Here is a 14,642-nt window from a genome sequence, read left to right on the forward strand (position 1 = left end):
CGTACGGCCCGTCTTCCTCCGACCGGCCCTCCCCTGACACCGACCCGCCTCACCCCGACGGCACGGTCGAAACTCGTTCGGACCACGGCGATGGCCGGACACCAGCGGGAACGCGGGAGAGCGCGGGTGGGGGAGAACTGTGAGGGCGGCGTGATGCGGCCACCTCAAGTTCCGCTCAGATGTGATGACAATCCCTCGAACGTGTCTCTAGTGTCCTCGCAACTGAGGAGGACGAAGCACGTGCAGAGGAGAAGGCCGACCTCGTCCGGAGGTCACGAGAACACCCCCGGATCCACGAGGATCCGAAGGGCCTGCCCGGAGCGGGCAGGCACGGCGGGGACCGGACGCGGGACTGCCTCTCCAGCACACTTCTCCACGGGTAAGGCACCGTCGTGACACTTCGCAGCATCCGTTCGGCCGGCGTCTTCGCCGGCACCGCGGTTCTCGTCCTGACCATGTCCGCGTGCGACCTCGGGTCGGAACCCGGGGGCAAGGGCGAGAAGATCTCCATCGGCATCAAGTTCGACCAGCCGGGCCTGGGCCTGAAGGAGTCGGACGGCTACTCGGGCTTCGACGTCGACGTCGCCCTGTACATCGCCAAGAAGCTGGGCTACTCCGAGGACGAGGTCGTCTGGAAGGAAGCCCCGTCGGCGCAGCGCGAGAACCTCATCGAGAGCGGCGACGTGAGGTTCGTCGTGGCGACCTACTCGATCAACGAGAAGCGCCTGAAGGAGGTCGACTTCGCGGGCCCGTACTTCCTGACCCACCAGGACCTGCTGGTCCGCGGCGACGAGGTCTCGATCACCGAGGTCGAGGACCTGAACTCCAGGAAGCTCTGCTCGGTCACCGGCTCGACCTCCGCCCGGAACGTCAAGGAGAAGCTGGCCCCCGAGGCCGACCTCCAGCAGCTCGGCGGCTACTCCGCGTGCCTGACGGCCCTGGAGAACAAGAAGGTCGACGCCATCACCACCGATGCCGCCATCCTGGCCGGCTACGCCTCCCAGCAGCAGCACTGGGGCAAGTTCAAGCTCGTCGGTCTCTCCCTGAGCGACGAGAACTACGGCATCGGCCTCAGGAAGGGCGACACCGAGCTCAAGGGCCAGATCAACAAGGCCCTGGGGGAGATGGTGTCCGACGGCACCTGGCGGAAGCTCGTGCGGAAGCACTTCAATCTGTCGAGCTACAAGAGCGAGCCCCCGCCGAGGATCCAGGACTGAGCCGAGGATCCAGGACTGATCTTTTCCGCGAGAACGGCCGGAAGCCCGTGGCTCCCGGCCGCTCCCGGGCGCCGGTACCGAGAGGGGAGGCCGGCCGAAGGGTCAGGCGGGCACAGGGGCTCAGGCGGGCACGGGGGCGCACGCCTTCACGGTGACGCGCGCCGAGAACACCTCCTTGCCGTGCTGTCGCCCGGTGACTTCGGTGCTGACGACATCGCTTCCGCCGCGGCGCGGAGCGGTGGCCTCGACCCAGCAGGGGGCGTCCAGCTCGACGTAGCGGAGGAACCGGGCGTCGAGTTCCATGGGGACGGTACGGGGACTGCCGGACAGCGCGTGGGCGGCCTGGGCGGCGGCCTCCAGGAAGACCAGACCCGGTATGTGGTCGTGGGCGTGGTCGAAGAAGAAGCGGTTGCCGGTGTCCACGCGCAGCTGCCAGCGGTGCGGCTCGGCGAGCGGGCTCAGTACCGCGTTCTCCAGCGAGGTCTGGCCGCCGCGGACGGCCTCGTCGAGGGCGGGACCGGGCGGGAGGGCCCGCGCGCTGGCGGCCCGCGCGTCCGCGTAGGCGCCGCGCAGCCTGTCGTAGATCGCGGGCGGGTGGGCGGTGTAGCGGACCCGGGCGATGCCGAGCGGCTCCCCGTCGCGCGTGGCCGTGACCTGCGCGGCGAGATGGGTGGAGCCTAACCGCCGCCGGACCACCTCGGTGTGAGTGATCGTCAGGTGTACGTCGGATGTCGGCGCGTGGGTGCTCAGGGCTGCCGGGACGACGGCGCTGTCGTAGGAGTCCCACCCCAGTCTGAAGTCCAGGGGGACCCCGTGGGCGACGTGGGACAGCAGGGCGAGGGCCTGGCGGATCGTCTCGGAGAAGAGGAGGGGGTGGTAGTGATCCGTGTGGGATGTGTAGAGGGGGTGGTGCTCGGGCCAACGGGCGATGACGGTGTGGGAGACGCCGTCGGCGTGGCTGCGCCATCCGGACAGGAGTGCCTGGCCGGGTGCGGTCTTGCGGGTGAAGGCCGCGGGGACGTGCCGGACGCTGTCGAGCGTAGCGATCGAGCCAGTTGTCACGTTCAAGGTGTTCCCCCAGAGAACGGTGCGGTGAGGTGGTGGCAACTGCTGCGGGCAAGGAGCGTGAGACCGCTTCGTAACATAGTGATGGTTATGTTTATCTGTCGAGGGAGTGGGAGGACAGGTCTATGGCTCAACAAGAACGAAGCGTCCGGACGCGGGCGGCCATCCTGCGGGCCGGCGCCGAGGTCTTCGCGGAACTCGGCTTCGCCGGGGCGAGCGTCAGCAAGATCACCCGGAGGGCGAACCTCACCCTGGGAGCGCTCTACTTCCACTTCGAGTCGAAGGAGCAGCTGGCGCGCGAGATCGTCCGGGCGCAGCCGGCGCTGGTGACGTCGGAGGCGGCGACGGGCCTGCGGGGCGCCGTCGACATCACCCTGGCGTGGGCGACACAGCTCACGAGGGACCCTCTGCTACTGGCGGGCGCCCGACTGGTCATGGACCAGGAGTACTTCGTCCGCAGCGAGGAGGGCAACTCCTATCGCCAGTGGACCGAGGTGCTGCTGCCGTACCTCCAAGAAGCCCATGCGCAGGGCGAGTTGCGGTCCGGAGTGGACGTGCTGCCCCTCGCCCAGCTCGTGGTGAACGCCTGCACGGGGGCGCAGATGAACTCCCAGCTCGACAGCGGCCGGAGGGATCTGCCGGAACGGCTGCGCCAGATGTGGACCCTCCTGCTGCCGCTCGTCGCGACCGAGGAGGCCGCGGAGCGCGTCACGGAGGCGCTGGCTCCGCTCGGGCACGAGTCCCACGTCGTCGACGGGACGATGGTCTGATCCCCTCGGAGGACTGCCGCGTCCGTCGCGCATGGCGTTGAATCGGCCCATGCCATCTGCATCGCGAGCGTTACAGGGAAGAACGGTCATGATCACGGGGGCGTCGAGCGGCATCGGCGCCGCCGCCGCGAGGCTGTTCTCCGAGGAGGGTGCGGCCGTCGTCCTGATGGCCCGGCGCAAGGACAGGCTGGAGGAGCTGGCCGAGGAGATCCGCGGCGGCCGGGGGAGGGCGCTGGCCGTGCCGGGGGACGTACGGAAGCCGGAGGACGTACGGGAGGTGGTCACCCGGGCGGTCGAGGAGTTCGGGAGCCTGGACGCCGCCTTCAACAACGCGGGGACGGGGACCTTCGGCAGCGCCCTCCACGAACTCGACGAGGACGCCTACGACACGGCGATGGACGTCAACGTGCGGGGCGTCTGGAACTGCATGCGCCAGCAGATCCCCGTCATGCTGCGGCAGGGCCGCGGCGGATCGATCGTCAACACCTCCAGTGTCGCCGGCCATTCGGCGACGGGCGCCACAGCGCCTTACGTCGCCGCCAAGCACGCCGTCCTCGGCCTCACGCGTGCCGCCGCGTCCGAGTACGGGTACTCGGGGATCCGGGTGAACGCCCTGACGGTCGGGGCCACCCGCACGGCCCTTCTGGAGCCCTATACGGACGGCACTCCCGAGACAGAGGGGCGGTTGACCCGCCGCGCGGTGCAGAAGAGGCTGGCGGATCCGGCCGAGGTGGCGCAGGCCGCGCTCTGGCTGTGCGGCGACCGGGCGTCCTTCGTCACCGGCGGGGCGATCGCGGTGGACGGAGGGTGGAGCGCGGTGTGAACCCCCCGCTGCGGCGGGTCCTCCTCGGGCTGCGGCGTCGCGCACCGGCGCCACTGGGGGTGTTCGTGGGGCCGTGGCGCCGGGGGCGACGTGGCCCCACGGCGGACCGCCGGCCGTACGGGCATCACGGGGCGGAGCCGGGTGTCAGGGCCGCGTGCGAAAGGCGGGGGTCGGACGCCCGTCCTTCGCACAGCGGGCCCGAGACAACCGCTCCGTGGCTCCGTGGCTCCCTGGCTCCGTGGCTCCGCGCTCTCCCGCGGCGGCCCGCGTCTCCGCGCCGCGCGGGCCCGGCGGCGTGATCCGTGCTCAGACGCGCAGCCGTGCCGTGGGCCGGGCCACCCGGGGGAGCGAGGCGGCCGTGATGGTGCGGGACAGGCCGTCCGGGTCGACCTCCGACAGCTCCTGGTAGCAGCAGGCCGCCGAGACCAGCGTCACGTGCCGGTGCCAACCGGGGTACGACCGTCCCTCGAAGTCCTGGAGCCCGAAACTGCCCTCCAGGCGGCGCACCACCCGCGGTGTCGTCGCCTGGAGCGCGGCCAGCTCCAGGAGCTCCTCGACCGACAGGTGGACCAGCGTGGTGAGCCACGCCGCGGCCGGCCGCTCGCCCTCGCGGGGTACCTCGGCGAACAACCGGTAGAACCGCTGCGGCTGAGGGCCGCGGGGCAGGCGGACCAGCCCGGTGACCACGCGCGTCAGGCGGGTGGGACGCAGCTGGCCGCACTTCAGGACCGAACGCAGGAGCTCACCCTCGGTCTCCAGGAAGCGACGCGCGCTCATCGGGGGGACGGAGGCGTCCGCGCCGGCCCCGAAGGAGTGTGCGGGCGCCGTCGGCAGGACGGGCAGGGAGTCGGGAACGGCGGCCACGAAGTCGTGCGCACGCTCCCGCAGACCGTGGAGCAGCCGATCCGGTTCCTTGTACTCGCGCAGGTCGGCCACGAGCGGCAGCGCCGCGAATCCGCCCGCGGCCAGGCCGTCGGCCAGTTCGAGGACGTGCGCCCAGGCGGGCACGGGCTGGACCGCGTCCGGAATCCGGGTGCGGCGGCGTAAGCGGTCCTCGCTCCATTCGCTCGGCAGGTGAAGTCGCCAGTCGACGGGGACGTGGCCGCTGCCCGTCGCCAGGAACTGCCCCACGCCGATCTGGCAGTTGATGGTGCGACCCAGGGCCGGCACGAACCTGCGGTGCACTCCGCACGACTGGTCGCCCCGCTTGGGGACCATGGCGATGCCGACGGTCCACGCCTTGGGGCGCGCCCGGCTCCCCACCCAGCGGGCGAGCTCGCTCCGGGCCGGCTGCCATTCCCACGGGCTGGCGTTGACGAAGCGGTGCAGGGACTGGGAGGCGGTGGGGGAGTCGGTGATGGCGGCGGCCATGCTGCGCATCGACTTCCTGCCCGACACCGCCAGAAGCCCCATCAGGTACGCGGCGGCCCAACGGCGCTGGTCCGCCCGTGGCAGGTGGGCGAAGAGCTGGTCGGCGAAACCGACGACTCGCTGCTCGGCTTCGAGTGCGGACAGCCGGTCCGCGCCGAACGCGACGTGGGTCATGGGGGCTCCCGGGTGCGGCTCTGGGGGGTGATGCCAGAAGAATAATAGGGGTTGCTATTTTTTTAATCGGGATGAATCAGCCAGTCCCTCGCTTTCGGGGCCGGTGTCATGAGGTAAGGGCTTGCTCTGCGTGAACCAGCCAACCGTGATCCACGGGCTTGTCGCTGCTGACCTGCGAGGTCACACTGGCCGCCACGACCGCCGGACCGTCGAGGGCCGGCCCTTCGGCCGGGCCTGGGGGGATCGGGTCCCGGGCGGGTCGTCCTCCGGGCGGAAGGCCGTGCGGTGCTCCGCCGCGGACCGGGCAGGGGTCGGCGCGGCCGCCCGTTCCGCGTTCGCCGCATTGGGGTCGTACACGCGGCGCGGCCTGCCCTTCTGCTCCGCCAACGCTCCCGAGCGGGCGTCCAGTTGACCATCGACCAGCGCACCGGAGACTCGTATGACACGACAGTTACGTGCGGTACGCACCCGACAGGCCCTCGTGACCGCCGCGGCGTCCGAGTTCGATCGGAGCGGGTACGCCGGCGCGGCACTGAACAGAGTCTGCCGGGCTGCCGGGATCACCATGGGCGCCCTGACGTTCCACTTCGCGACCAAGGGCGAACTGGCCTCCGCGGTGCAGATGCAGGGGCTGGCCATCACCCGGGCCGCGCTGGCGGATCTGCCCGCGGGCCGGGTGCCGGCCCTGCACCGGGCCATCGACGTGACGCTCGAACTCGCCCGGTTGCTGGAGGAGGAGCCGGCCGTGCGCTCCGCCGCACGGCTCAGCCGCGAGCGGCCGGACGAGGACCTCGCCTGGTCGATGTCCTGGATCGCGGCCCTCCAGGACCTCTTCGGGCAGGCGTACCGGGACGGGCAACTGCACGCGGCCGTCCGCCCCGAGGATCTGGCCACACTGTCGCGGTTCCTGATTCTCGGTGCCGAGGACCGTGCGCGGGCGGAGGGTTCGCGGAGCGGTTCGGAGCCCCGCGAGCCGGGCGCGGTCGAGGAGGTCAGGCAGATGTGGGGCATCATCCAGCGTGGCATCTGCGGACCTTCCCGCGGTGAGCCGGCATGAGGGGTCCGCCCGTGGAGCGCTCGCCGCGGCGCCACCGGCCCCGGAACGTGACTTCCGCGACACCGGAGCCGGAGCACCGCTCCCACGACGCCGGCCCCGGTGCGCGGTCGCTGACCGTCACCCGCATCACCAACCCCACATGACCCTTTTCGAAACACCAGTCCCATAGCTTCGAATCCGCCTGGGAGGGAAGCGCACCGCATTCGTATCTCTGCGCGAATGGCGTCACGATTTTCGCGAGTCGGCATTGCCGCCACCGCCGAGGGCGCGGATCGTGGAATCGGCAACCGACACACATACGAGGGGCGACCCGTGGTGGAGACGGAACGGACCGGCGCGTGTTCCGCGCAGGTGGCGACAGTCGTCGTGTGGCCCCAGGACCCGCCCGGCCCCGCCCGGTGGATCTTCCGTGGCGCGTCGGAGCGTTCGGGTGCCGCCGAGTGCCGTCGCCGGACGGCGCCCGGGACGTAGGCCGCGCGACCCCGCCCCACCGTCCGGGGTGAGCCTCCCGGAATTCCCGCAGCAGTTCCGCCTTTCCCTGCCGCATCCACATCCGCATTGACACCCGGATTCAGCGGCGGTTCCCGTGCTCGACAGACTCGGAATTCCGGCTGCCCATTTCCGGGGCGGCCGACACCGCAATGCCTTGAAAAGGCTTCCGTGGAGGACTTCATGGCGACAGCTCAGCGTAGGGACGCAGTGGTGGTCGGGGGAGGCATCGCCGGATCCGCGCTGGCGGCGGCGCTGGCGGGGGACGGCTACGACGTCCTGCTCCTGGAACGGCAGACCGTCTACCGGGACAAGGTGCGCGGCGAGGTCATCAACTGCTGGGGCGTCGTCGAACTCCTCCGCCTCGGCCTGGAGCGGCAGCTGCTGGACGCCGGCGGCACCTACATCGACCGTTTCATCGGGTTCGACGAGATCGTCGACCCCGAGACCGCCCGCGCCAACGCCCTTCACCTGGACGACATGCTGCCCGGCATCCGGGGAGTGCTCGACGTCGGCCACCCGGAGGCGTGCGAGGCGCTCGCCTCCGCCGCCGCCGAGGCCGGGGCGACGGTCGTGCGGGGGGTCGGAGACGTCATCGTGACGGGCGGATCCCACCCGAGCGTGCGCTACGAACACGACGACGTCGAGTACGAGGTGCCCTGCCGCCTCGTCGTGGGCGCGGACGGCCGCACCTCGACGGTCCGGCGCCAGCTCGGCGTCTCCCTGACCCAGACCCCGCCGAACTCGCTGGGCGGCGGCATGCTCGTGGAGGACCTCCACGACTGGCCCGGCAACGTGACCTCGATCGGTACCGAGAAGGACCTGCTCTACTTCGTCTTCCCCCGCGAGGGCGCCAAGGCCCGGCTGTACCTGCTGCACGACGTGGCGCAGAAGGGCCGCTTCGCCGGCCCGACCCGCCAGGCCGACTTCCTCAAGGCGTTCCAGCTCGACTGCATCCCGAACAGCGAGATGTTCGCCGCGTGCACCCCGTCGGAGTCCTGCGCCTTCTACCCGATGAACGACGCCTGGACGGACGGCCCCGTCGTCCCCGGCGCGGTGCTCATCGGTGACGCGGCCGGATGGACCGACCCCGTGGTCGGGCAGGGCCTCTCCATCGCCCTCCGGGACGCGCGCCTGGTGTGGGAGGCGCTGCGGTCCCATGCCACCTGGTCGCCGCAGATCCTCAAAGAGTACGTGGACGAGCGCGAGGAGCGGATGCGCCGGCTGCGTATCTCGGGCTCGGTCCGTACCGCGATGAACATGACCTTCACCCCCGAGGGCGCCGCCCGCCGCAGGGCCTACGCGAAGGCGTGGCCCACCGACCCGGTGCTGGCCGGCTCCCGGCTCGCCACGTTCAAGGGAGCGTTCGGCGTCGATGCCGAATCGTTTCTCCCCAGCACCATCCAGCGCCTGCTCGCCCTCGGCTAGCCCGCGCCGCACCCGAGCACCCCATCGCATCGAAGGGACTCCGCCATGCACGTGAAGACCGACGCCGACGACGTCCGGATCCGGAAGAACGGCTGCGACATCCGCGAGCTCTACCCCTGGCAGGGGGTGGTCGCGCCGCCGTGGAACAGCACCCTGTGCTCCATCCGGCCGACCGAGTCCAGCACGCCCCACGGCCACGCCACCGACGAGACCTTCATCTTCGTCAGCGGCGAGGGCCACCTGCGGGTCGGCACCGAGCGGCGCCCGATCACCCCGGGCGACGTCGTCTACATCCCGCACGGCACCGACCACCAGGTCACCAACACCAGCGAGACCGACCCGCTGACGTTCGTGAGCATCTACTGGCTCCAGCCCGCCGAGCCCGCCGAGGACGCCCGATGACCGGAACCCCGGGCAACGGCGCCCCCGCACGCCGGCGCGTCAACGTCACCTTCTCGCCCCCCACCCCCAACGGCGACCTGCACCTGGGCCACCTCTCCGGACCCGTCCTCAACAGCGACGTGTGCGCCCGGTCCCAGAAGGTCCTCGGGCACGACGTGGCCTTCGCCACCAGCACCGACGACAACCAGACCTACGTCGTCACCACCGCCGAACGCCTCGGCACCACGCCCGAGGCACTCATCCAGCACGCCCTGGACAGCGTGACGAAGTCCCTCGAACTGGCCGGCGTCGACTGCGACCTCTTCGAACGCCCCGACGCCGACTACACCGCCTACGTCCGCTCCTTCTTCACCCGTCTCTGGGAACACGGCGCCTTCGACCTGCGCGAGGTGGAGCTGCCGTACGACGCGGCCACCGGCGAGTACAAGGCGGAAGCCTTCGTCACCGGACGCTGCCCCACCTGCCTGGCCCACGCCCGGGCCGGCGTGTGCGAGGCATGCGGGCTCTACAACCTGCCCGGCGCCCTGCTGCCCGTGGCGGACACCGCCTCGGCCCTCCCGCGCCGCCCCGTCTCCATCTGGGTCCTCGACCTCGAACGCCACCGGTCCCTGATCACCAACTGGTACCGGACGAGCGACGTGCAGCTGCGCCCGGACCTGGCCAAGGTCGTCACCGACACGCTCGCCGGGCGGCTCCCCTACATCCCCGTCACCTACCCCAGCACCTGGGGCATCACGGTGGACTGGGACGGCCCCGACGTCCACCCGCAGACCATCAACGCCTGGCCGGAGATCTACGTCGGACACCTGTACTGGCTCCAGCAGGCCCGCCTTGACACACGGGCCGAGTGCGACGAACTCGTCCAGTTCATCGGCATCGACAACGGCTTCTACAACGCCTTCGTCTACATCACCCTGGGACTGCTCGCCGCACGCCACGGCATGCCGGTGCACCTGCCCAAGACACGCACGCTCACCAACCAGTACTACATGCTGGAGGGCCGCAAGTTCTCCACCAGCAAGGGAGACGTGCGCTGGGCGCGCGACTACCTGGAGTCCGTCGGCCGCGACCGGGCGCGCTTCGTCCTCGCCCTGACCAGCCCCGAACTCCAGCAGGCGGAGTTCAGCGAACCCATCGCCGCCGACACGATCGCGGCACGCTACGACGCCCCGCTCGCCACGATCGCCGGAGCGCTCGAAGCCCTGACCGGCCGGCACATCGACACGACCCCCTCACCCTGGTGGGACGCCGCCCTCCAGGCATCCCGCCGGCGCTTCGAGGACGCCTACCGGCTGGACAACTTCAGCGTCCGCAAGGCGGCCGAGGCGGTGGCCCTCCACCTGGAGGTACTGGCGCTGCGCGCCGCCGACATCCGGCCCGACGACCCGGGCGAGGTCTCCGGCGCCCTCCGCTTCCTGTGGGCCCTGCGCACCCTGGGCTGGCCGGTCACCCCCGACCTCGCCGAGCACATCACCTCGGCGTTCGCCGGCCCCTCGACCGTCGGCAAGGCACCCCTGCTCGCCGACCTCTCCACCCCGCCGGACAACCCGTTCCGCGGGCTGACCGTCCCGGCCGCCCCCACGGCGACCACCCCGTGAACCGCGGGGCGAACCGCCCCGCCACCCCCTCCCGCACCCCGAAGAACCGAACCCTCCAAGGAGACCCGTCATGCTGCGCACCTTCATGAACTCCAAGATCCACCGCGCCACCGTCACCGACAGCAACCTCAACTACGTCGGATCCATCACCATCTCCCCCGAGCTGCTCGACGCCGCCGGGATCGGCGTCCACGAGCTCGTCCACGTCGTCAACGTCAACAACGGCGCCCGCTTCGAGACCTACACCATCCTCGGCGAGCCGGCCAAGAACCAGGTGATCGTCAACGGCGCCGCCGCCCGCCTCGTGGAGACCGGCGACAAGGTCATCATCATCAGCTACGCCCAGCTCACCCCGGACGAGGTCGCCGACCACAAGTCCCGTGTCGTCCACGTCGACGACACCAACGCGATCACCGAGACGGCGCTCCTCAGCGCCTGAGCCCCGGGGCCGCCGTCCCGCAACGACGTTCCTGCATGCACGACAAGTCGAGGATGCGTGAACAGTGACAACCCATGAGATCCACCCGGTGCTGGGAGTGGGGTTCGGACCCGCGAACCTCTCCCTGGCGGTCGCGCTCGAAGAGCGCGGCCGCCCCGGCCTCGCCCGCTTCATCGAACGGGCGCCGGCCTTCCAGTGGCAGCAGGAGCAGCTCCTGCCGGGAGCCGACATCCAGAACAACCCCTTCCGGGACCTCGCCATGCAGCGCAACCCGGACAGCCCGCACACCTTCGTCAAATACCTGGCCGCCCGCGGCGGTCTGACGGAGTACCTGCACCTGAACACGAAGTTCCCGCTGCGCAGGGAGTACTCGGCCTACCTCGCCTGGGTCGCCGAAGCCTTCCGCGACCGGGTGGACTACGGCCGGTCGGCCGCGCACCTCTCGCTCGTCGAGGGCGAGGACGGCAGCGAGCTGTTCCGCGTCGAGACCGACGACGGCGGCCGGTACCTCGCCCGGAGCATCTCCCTGGGCACCGGGCGCTCGCCACGGATCCCGTACGTGTTCCAGAAGGGCCTGGGGGAGAGCGTCTTCCACTCCACCCGGTACCTCTCCTCCATCGAGCGCTACAAGGACAAGGCGATCCGGGTCGCCGTCGTCGGCGCCAGCCAGAGCGCGATCGAGATCATCCTCGATCTGCTCGGCCGCCCCAACGTGCGACAGGTGACCTCCGTCCACCGCGGCATCGGATTCCGGCTCAAGGACACCAGCCCCTACAGCCGGCAGGTGTTCCTGCCCGAGTTCGTCGACTACTTCCACCCACTGCCCAGCGCCAGGAAGAGGCAGCTCCGCGACGAACTGCGCTCGATCAACTACGCGGCCTGCGACCAGGACGTCATCGACCGACTGGTCGGTGCCCAGCGCGAGTTCGACCTGTCGGGCTCCGACCGGCTCGTGATGCGGCCCTTCCGCGAGGCCGTCGTCAGCAGGCCGCACGGTGAGGGCCTGCGCATGGTCCTGCGCGACATCAACCACCTCACCGAGGAGACCCTCGACGCCGACGTGGTCGTCCTGGCCACCGGCTTCCGGGACTTCGGGGGCGAACCCGGCGACGAGCCGTACCACCCGCTCCTGGAGGGCATCGCCCACCGTCTGCCCCTCGACGAGGACGGATCCCCCGTCGTCGCCCGGGACTACTCGATCGAGCTGAAGACGGAGGCCGGCACCCCGCGCCCGCTCAAGGTCTACCTCAACGGGCTGTGCGAGGCGAGCCACGGCATGGGCGACGCGGGAGCCCTGGCCATGCTCTCGGTACGGGCGACCGACATCGTCGACTCGCTCCTGCGGCACGAGACCCGGGAGAGCGAACCGCTGCTGGCCGCCGGGACCACGCCGTGACCTCCTCCACGGTCACCGCCGACGTCGCCGTCGTCGGCGCCGGGATCATCGGGCTCGCCACAGCCGAACGGCTCACCGCCCACGGTCTCACCGTCGTCGTCATCGACCCGGCAGGCATCGCCGGAGGCGCCACCAGCGCCTCCGGCGGGCTGGTCCGCGCCTTCGACCTCTCCACCCCCCGCCGGAGGCAGGCCGCGGCCGGCCTCGACCTCTACCTGCGCCGGGGCCACCGGGGCACCTGGCCCGCGCTGCACCGCCGGGGCAGCCTGAGCCTCGTCGCGCGCGCCGACCTCCCCGAGGCCGTCACGGCCGTCGAGGACCTCGGAGCCGCCGGCCACAAGGCGGAGATCCTCACCGCCCACGACCTCGCCACGCGCTTCCCCGCCCTGGACGTGCCCGAGGACCTGGCCGCGGTGCACGAACCGAACGCGGGCTGGCTCCCCGTCCCGCAGGTGGCCCACGCCATGGCACGCGACGCGGGCCCCCGGCTCCGGCTGGTCCCGGAGCGAGCCACCCACCTGCTCACCGGAGGCTCCCGCGTCACCGGCGTCCACACCACGGCGGGACCCGTGCACGCCCGCGCCGTCCTGTTGGCCGCGGGCGCGGCCTGCACCGCCCTGGCCGCGACCGCCGGCGTCCACCTGCCCCTGCGCACCCGCGCCGTCGGCTACTGCTTGTTCCGCGTGGACGACCCCGCCGGCCTCGCCACGCTCCCCACCGTCGTTGACCGCACCACCGGAGCGTGGCTGCGCCCCTGGGGGGCGGACGCGCTCGTCCTCGCCGGGGTCTCGTCGCCGCAGACCGACGTCCCCGAAGCCGTACGCCGGGAAGTGCCGCCACAGGAGGAGGCACGCGTCCGGGCGGTCGTACGCCACCGCTACCCGCGACTGGCCGCGGCACCGCTCGCCGGCGGGGTCACCGCGTACGACGCCATGGCGCCGCGGGGCGACGGCGAGGTCACCGCGCGGACCGGACTCGACGGCCTGGTCACCGCGACCGGCTGGAACGGCGGCGGATTCAAACGGGCGCCCGCCATCGGCGAGCTCGCCGCCGCCCTGCTGCGGGAGGAGGCCGGCCGATGACGTCCGCCGCACGCCTCAACCCCACCGACGAGATGCTCCACCGCGCCGCCGACACCCTGGGCTCCAGCCGGATCGTCCAGGTGCTGTGGACCTTCCCCGACCCCGTGCCCCGGACCGCGCTCCAGGCCGCCTGGGAAGCACTCGACCAGGGCCGCCTCAGCCGCCGGGCCCGGCACGCGCACGTACCCGGAGCCCGCCGCAGCTGGGTCCCGGCCACCAACGAGGAAGCCCTCCACACCACCTCGACGCCGCTGACCGACGCCACCCTGACCGACTGGATCGACACCCAGGTCAAGGCACCGCTGCACCCCGGCAGCCCCGCCCTGTGGCGGCTGGCCGCCGCCCCGTACGGCCGGGGCACCCTCGTCTCGCTGACCGTGCCCCACTTCCGCTGCGACGGACTCGGCATCTTCAACGCCATCGGCTCCGGCGGGCACGACAGCCCACCCGCCCCCGCCCCCCGGCTCCTCGACGACCTGGCCGACCTGGCGCGGCAGACGCTCCACGGCGGCCTGGCCGCCGCGCACTGGCTCCCGACGACCCTGGCCAGCCCAGCCCGGCGCGAACGGATCAGGACCGCCCTGCACCCGCCGCCGCCCCCCGCCACACCTCCGACCGCACCCCGCTTCTTCACCTCGGCGATCTTCGAGACGGACGCGGCACGCTGGCAGCGGCAGGCCGACCGCTTCGGCGGGACGACGAACAGCCTCTTCATCGAGATCGCCGCCAACCTCGTCCGGTCCGCCACCGCCGACGACCCCGCCGAACCGTTCGACGTCGGCATCCCCGTCAGCCTGCGGAGGACCGCCCACGACACCCGGGCCAACGCCCTCGTCGTTATGCCGCTCACCGTGCCGGGCGGCCCCGCCCGGCACACGAGCCTCCGGCAGACCCGGGACGCGACCAGGGAACTCCTCGGGGACACGGGGGAACACAGCGCCACCCTCGTCCCCGAACCCCTGTGGCACCTGCTCCCCACCCGCCACGCCGATCGCCTCAAGAACCCCGGAGCGCAGCAGACCACCGTCGTCGCCTCCAACTTCGGCCGCACCCCGGACGCGATCGCCCGCTTCACCGGCCGCACCGCCGCCGGCATCGCCGTCCGCACCATGAACGTGCCCGGCGTCCTGCCGGACCGGGCACGCCTGCGCGCCTCCCTCTGCCTGCTGCGGACCGGGGACCGGCTGACCGTGACCGTGACCGGCATTCCCGACCGCTTCGGTGACACCTCGTCGCTCCGGCGCCTCGTCCACGAGGAGCTCGCGGCCTGGGACCTGACCGTCCACCGCTGGTGGGGCGCTCCCTCGCCGCACCGAGTGAAGGAGTCCTGA

At 71.6% G+C, this 14,642-nt stretch carries 13 protein-coding genes; 11 read left to right on the plus strand and 2 right to left on the minus strand.

The features are described from left to right. The first annotated feature begins 392 nt into the window (after positions 1-392). Positions 393-1,217: a glutamate ABC transporter substrate-binding protein gene (locus ACFYT9_RS16810; protein WP_389164279.1), complete on the plus strand. Its 825-nt coding sequence runs from the start codon at positions 393-395 to the stop codon at positions 1,215-1,217. 120 nt (positions 1,218-1,337) lie between these two features. Here ACFYT9_RS16810 and ACFYT9_RS16815 read toward each other — a convergent pair whose 3' ends face one another. Further along, on the minus strand, positions 1,338-2,279 hold the full coding sequence (locus tag ACFYT9_RS16815; protein WP_389164647.1) for a ScbA/BarX family gamma-butyrolactone biosynthesis protein: 942 nt from the start codon (positions 2,277-2,279) through the stop codon (positions 1,338-1,340). Between the two features lie 128 nt (positions 2,280-2,407). Here ACFYT9_RS16815 and ACFYT9_RS16820 point away from each other — a divergent pair, with 128 nt between their 5' ends. Together ACFYT9_RS16820 and ACFYT9_RS16825 are read left to right on the plus strand one after the other, a co-directional pair. Next, positions 2,408-3,052 (plus strand): ScbR family autoregulator-binding transcription factor, encoded by a 645-nt coding sequence (locus ACFYT9_RS16820; RefSeq protein WP_387278056.1) that lies wholly within the window; start codon positions 2,408-2,410, stop codon positions 3,050-3,052. A gap of 49 nt (positions 3,053-3,101) precedes the next feature. Further along, positions 3,102-3,875, plus strand: coding sequence for an SDR family NAD(P)-dependent oxidoreductase (locus tag ACFYT9_RS16825; protein ID WP_389164284.1), 774 nt, complete (start codon positions 3,102-3,104; stop codon positions 3,873-3,875). A 306-nt stretch (positions 3,876-4,181) separates the two neighbouring features. Here the strand turns inward: ACFYT9_RS16825 and ACFYT9_RS16830 are convergent, their stop codons facing one another. After that, positions 4,182-5,420: an IS701 family transposase gene (locus tag ACFYT9_RS16830; RefSeq protein WP_389164287.1), complete on the minus strand. Its 1,239-nt coding sequence runs from the start codon at positions 5,418-5,420 to the stop codon at positions 4,182-4,184. A 439-nt stretch (positions 5,421-5,859) separates the two neighbouring features. Here ACFYT9_RS16830 and ACFYT9_RS16835 point away from each other — a divergent pair, with 439 nt between their 5' ends. The 8 genes from ACFYT9_RS16835 (at position 5,860) to ACFYT9_RS16870 (ending at position 14,642) form a co-directional block, all read left to right on the plus strand. Further along, entirely contained in the window at positions 5,860-6,477 is a 618-nt protein-coding gene (locus tag ACFYT9_RS16835; protein WP_389164290.1) for a TetR family transcriptional regulator, read from the plus strand. 672 nt (positions 6,478-7,149) lie between these two features. Continuing rightward, positions 7,150-8,394 (plus strand): FAD-dependent oxidoreductase, encoded by a 1,245-nt coding sequence (locus ACFYT9_RS16840; RefSeq protein ID WP_389164293.1) that lies wholly within the window; start codon positions 7,150-7,152, stop codon positions 8,392-8,394. Between the two features lie 45 nt (positions 8,395-8,439). Beyond that, positions 8,440-8,796 carry a cupin domain-containing protein gene (locus tag ACFYT9_RS16845; protein WP_376603249.1) on the plus strand — a complete coding sequence of 119 codons (357 nt, stop codon included), beginning with the start codon at positions 8,440-8,442 and terminating at the stop codon, positions 8,794-8,796. After that, positions 8,793-10,394, plus strand: a complete 1,602-nt coding sequence (locus tag ACFYT9_RS16850) for a class I tRNA ligase family protein (RefSeq protein ID WP_389164296.1) — start codon at positions 8,793-8,795, stop codon at positions 10,392-10,394. Before ACFYT9_RS16845 ends, ACFYT9_RS16850 begins: the two co-directional genes overlap by 4 nt. 70 nt (positions 10,395-10,464) lie before the next feature. Then, complete coding sequence (gene panD, locus ACFYT9_RS16855; RefSeq protein WP_376603247.1) at positions 10,465-10,833, plus strand: aspartate 1-decarboxylase; 369 nt, start codon at positions 10,465-10,467, stop codon at positions 10,831-10,833. A gap of 64 nt (positions 10,834-10,897) precedes the next feature. Next, on the plus strand, positions 10,898-12,229 hold the full coding sequence (locus ACFYT9_RS16860) for a SidA/IucD/PvdA family monooxygenase (RefSeq protein ID WP_389164299.1): 1,332 nt from the start codon (positions 10,898-10,900) through the stop codon (positions 12,227-12,229). Further along, the gene (locus ACFYT9_RS16865) at positions 12,226-13,311 is read left to right on the plus strand and encodes an NAD(P)/FAD-dependent oxidoreductase (protein ID WP_389164302.1); all 1,086 of its coding nucleotides are present in this window, start codon (positions 12,226-12,228) and stop codon (positions 13,309-13,311) included. The genes ACFYT9_RS16860 and ACFYT9_RS16865 overlap by 4 nt, the downstream gene beginning before the upstream one ends. After that, complete coding sequence (locus tag ACFYT9_RS16870; RefSeq protein ID WP_389164305.1) at positions 13,308-14,642, plus strand: hypothetical protein; 1,335 nt, start codon at positions 13,308-13,310, stop codon at positions 14,640-14,642. The genes ACFYT9_RS16865 and ACFYT9_RS16870 overlap by 4 nt, the downstream gene beginning before the upstream one ends.

Origin of the sequence: Streptomyces sp. NPDC004435 (assembly GCF_042873895.1) — a bacterium.
GTDB lineage: Bacteria > Actinomycetota > Actinomycetes > Streptomycetales > Streptomycetaceae > Streptomyces.

Coding starts and splice junctions, on each gene's coding strand:
- panD (WP_376603247.1), top strand. CDS start 10,465: ATGCTGCGCACCTTCATGAACTCCAAGATCCACCGCGCCACCGTCACC.
- ACFYT9_RS16830 (WP_389164287.1), bottom strand. CDS start 5,420: ATGACCCACGTCGCGTTCGGCGCGGACCGGCTGTCCGCACTCGAAGCC.
- ACFYT9_RS16870 (WP_389164305.1), top strand. CDS start 13,308: ATGACGTCCGCCGCACGCCTCAACCCCACCGACGAGATGCTCCACCGC.
- ACFYT9_RS16845 (WP_376603249.1), top strand. CDS start 8,440: ATGCACGTGAAGACCGACGCCGACGACGTCCGGATCCGGAAGAACGGC.
- ACFYT9_RS16840 (WP_389164293.1), top strand. CDS start 7,150: ATGGCGACAGCTCAGCGTAGGGACGCAGTGGTGGTCGGGGGAGGCATC.
- ACFYT9_RS16820 (WP_387278056.1), top strand. CDS start 2,408: ATGGCTCAACAAGAACGAAGCGTCCGGACGCGGGCGGCCATCCTGCGG.
- ACFYT9_RS16835 (WP_389164290.1), top strand. CDS start 5,860: ATGACACGACAGTTACGTGCGGTACGCACCCGACAGGCCCTCGTGACC.
- ACFYT9_RS16850 (WP_389164296.1), top strand. CDS start 8,793: ATGACCGGAACCCCGGGCAACGGCGCCCCCGCACGCCGGCGCGTCAAC.
- ACFYT9_RS16825 (WP_389164284.1), top strand. CDS start 3,102: ATGCCATCTGCATCGCGAGCGTTACAGGGAAGAACGGTCATGATCACG.